At 71.4% G+C, this 3,047-nt stretch carries 3 protein-coding genes and 1 pseudogene; all 4 read left to right on the forward strand.

Features of this window, described 5'->3' with window-relative positions:
• The coding region (locus Q0716_RS06185; protein ID WP_299020878.1) for a non-canonical purine NTP pyrophosphatase at window positions 1–481 on the forward strand (481 nt) is incomplete at its 5' end.
• Window positions 478–1,704: a radical SAM family heme chaperone HemW gene (gene hemW / locus Q0716_RS06190; RefSeq protein ID WP_299020883.1), complete on the forward strand. Its 1,227-nt coding sequence runs from the start codon at window positions 478–480 to the stop codon at window positions 1,702–1,704. The genes Q0716_RS06185 and hemW, both read left to right, overlap by 4 nt.
• A gap of 58 nt (window positions 1,705–1,762) precedes the next feature.
• Window positions 1,763–2,458: a CBS domain-containing protein gene (locus Q0716_RS06195; RefSeq protein WP_299020881.1), complete on the forward strand. Its 696-nt coding sequence runs from the start codon at window positions 1,763–1,765 to the stop codon at window positions 2,456–2,458.
• Window positions 2,459–2,595: 137 nt separating this feature from the next.
• Window positions 2,596–3,047 (forward strand): annotated as a pseudogene (locus Q0716_RS06200) (DUF349 domain-containing protein); the annotation flags it as partial.

Below are 3,047 nucleotides of genomic sequence, written 5' to 3' on the forward strand. Positions count from 1 at the left end.
CACGTTTCTAGAAAACGCGCTGGCCAAGGCGCGCCATGCGGCCGCGGCCAGCGGCCTGCCCGCGCTGGCCGACGACGCCGGCCTGTGCGTCGCGGCCTGGGGGGGGCGGCCGGGCGTCGACACCGCGCATTTCTGCACGCAGTTCGGCTACCCCAAGAGCGACGCCAACAACGTGCGCGCGCTGCTGGAGCAAATGCGTGGCGTGACCGACCGGCGCGCCGCCATGGTCAGTACCCTGGTGGCGCTGCGCCACGCGGACGACCCCGAGCCGCTGGTGGCCACGGGCCGGGTCGAGGGGGTGATCACCCACGAGCCAGTGGGTGAGGGCGGCTTCGGTTTCGATCCGGTCATGTTTCTGCCCACGTTCGGCTGCACCTTCGCCCAGCTGCCCACTGACGTCAAGAATGCGCACAGCCACCGCGGACGTGCTGCACGTGCGATGCTGGCGTTGATGCAGGAGCGCGCGTGGCCGCAGCCATGAGCCCGACGCCGGTCGCTGCCGAGGCGGTGCTGCAGTGGCAGCGCCCGGGTCAGCTCCGTCTGACGCACCTGCCGCCGCTGGCGCTGTACATCCATCTGCCGTGGTGCCTGCGCAAGTGTCCGTACTGCGACTTCAACTCGCACGAGTGGGGGGCGGCCAAGCACCAGCGCGGGCCGCTGCCTCAGCGCGACTATGTGCGCGCGCTGCTGGTCGATCTGGAGGCGAGCCTGCCGCAGGTGTGGGGGCGGCCGGTGGTCAGCGTCTTCATCGGCGGCGGCACGCCCAGCCTGTTCGACCCCGAGGTCATCGGCGAGCTGCTGTCGCAGGTGCGCGCGCGCCTGCCGCTGGAGCCGGATGCCGAGGTCACGCTGGAGGCCAACCCGGGTACGTTCGAGCGCGCGCGCTTCGCTGCCTTTCGCGCCGCTGGCGTGACGCGGCTGAGCATCGGGGTGCAAAGCTTCGACGACCGCTTTTTGCGCGCGCTCGGACGCGTGCATGACGCGGCGCAGGCCCGCGCGGCCGTCGAGGAGGCGGCGCGCCACGTCGAGACCTTCAACCTCGACCTGATGTACGCGCTGCCCGGGCAGACCTTGCCCGACCTGCAGCGCGACCTGGACGTGGCGTTGGCGGTGGCGCCGCCGCACCTGTCGGTCTATCACCTGACGATCGAGCGCAACACCGCGTTTGCGCACCAGCCGCCGGTGCTGCCGGACGACGACACGGCAGCGGCCATGCTGGACGCGATCACCGAGCGCACGGCGGCCGCCGGTCTGCAGCGCTACGAGGTCTCTGCCTATGCCCGGCGCGGGCATCGCTGTCGGCACAACCTCAACTACTGGCAGTTTGGCGACTACCTGGGCATCGGCGCCGGGGCGCACGGCAAACTCAGCTTTGCCGAGCGCATCATGCGCCAGGTGCGCTGGCGTGACCCGGCGCGCTATGTCGAGCAGGCGCTGGCGGGCCAGCCGGTGGCGCAGCAACACGAGGTCACGGCGCGCGACCTGCCCTTCGAATTCATGCTCAACGCGCTGCGCTTGCGCGACGGCTTTGCGCTGCGCACCTTTAGTGAACGCACGGGCTTGCCGATGAAGGCGGTATCGGCGACGATCGAACAGGCGCGCGAGCGCGGCTGGCTGGTCGTGCGTGACGACGGCTGGGTGGCACCCAGCGCGCTGGGGTTCGACTGGTTGAGCGATCTGCAGGCGCTGTTCCTGCCCGACTGACGGCCTCTCCCCGCAGTCGGCGCAGCCACGCGGCGGCGCTGCGCACTGGAGGGTGAACATGCTGGCCATCTACGGCACCTCGGGCCTGATGTACCGCGGCCCGATCGAAGATCTGCGGCGCGTGTTGCCCACGCTGCAGTCCGCGCGCGTGCGGGCGCTGTCGACGCCGGTGGACCGGCCTGATTTTGCCGACAGTGGCTATTCGTTGCTGGCGGAGCGGGCGCACGCGCGCGACGGTGCGGCGCCGCCCCTGCCGCGGCCCGCCGCCGCGGCCGTGCAGGCGTATGGCGAGGTGCAGCACCCCGCGCCGCAGCGCCACCCGCTGGAGCATGTGCGGGACGTGATGGCGGCGCAGACCGTCACGGTCGACGAGAGCATGACGGTGGCCGATGGCTGGCGCCGCCTGGCGGAGCAGGACGTGGGACAGGCCCCGGTGCTCGATGCGCAGGGGCGGCTGGTGGGCTTGTTTACCCGTGGCCAGCTGCTCAGCCCGGAGCGCCTGCCCCGCCCGGAGGACAGCGTCCTGGTCTGGCGCAGCTTTCTGGCGCAGCCTCTGGCGGCCATCATGATCACCCCGGTGCCCGCCGTCACCCCCGAAACCCCGCTGCGGCGCCTGGCGTTGGCGCTGCTGGTCACGGGATTGCCGGGGCTGCCGGTGGTCAGCGAGGCGGGCGGATTGATCGGCTTCGTCTCGCGCAGCGACGTGCTCAAGGCCGTGGTGCACGACCCGCCGCTCGACCTGTGGGCCGGGTGAGCGACAATAAGGCGTTGGCACCGGCACGCACGCGCGATGCCGCCATCCTCGTTTTCTTTTTCGTCACCCGTCTTGCCCAGCGGCCAGACCGCGCCCCAACCGTGAACGCGTCCGAATCTTCCTCCGCGAAAGCCACTTTGTCCGAACTCGACCAGCGCACCGGCGGCGCCTTCACCGCGCCCACCTCCGGCGAGCGTGCGGCCCGCCTGCGCGACTGGCTGGCGACCGACCCCTCGATCGAGGCGTTGTCCGAGGTCTACCGCGAACTCGCGGGGCGCGACAAAGGGGCGGCCAAGCTGGTGCGCGAGCGCCTCGACGAGCGGCGCCGCGCGCGTGCACAAGACGCCATTGCCGCCGAGTGGGCGGCCCGTGCCGAGGCCTTGCTGGCCGCGCCGCGCCTGAATCTGGCCGACGCCATGGCCTGGCAGCGCGACGCTGCCAAGGCCGGTGCGCCGCTGTCGCGCGAGCCGCTGGCGGGCCTGCGCCAGCGCCTGAGTGAACGCATGAAGGCGATCGAAGATTTACAAACCCGCATCCAGGTCGAACGCGAAGCGGCGGGGCTGCTCGTGCAGCGCATCGACCTGCTGTC

Origin of the sequence: uncultured Tepidimonas sp. (genome assembly GCF_938045175.1) — a bacterium.
Taxonomy (GTDB): Bacteria; Pseudomonadota; Gammaproteobacteria; order Burkholderiales; family Burkholderiaceae_C; genus Tepidimonas.

Bases quoted from the DNA above. Each gene is read 5' to 3' on its own strand.
- hemW (WP_299020883.1), top strand. From the start codon at position 478: ATGAGCCCGACGCCGGTCGCTGCCGAGGCGGTGCTGCAGTGGCAGCGC.
- Q0716_RS06195 (WP_299020881.1), top strand. From the start codon at position 1,763: ATGCTGGCCATCTACGGCACCTCGGGCCTGATGTACCGCGGCCCGATC.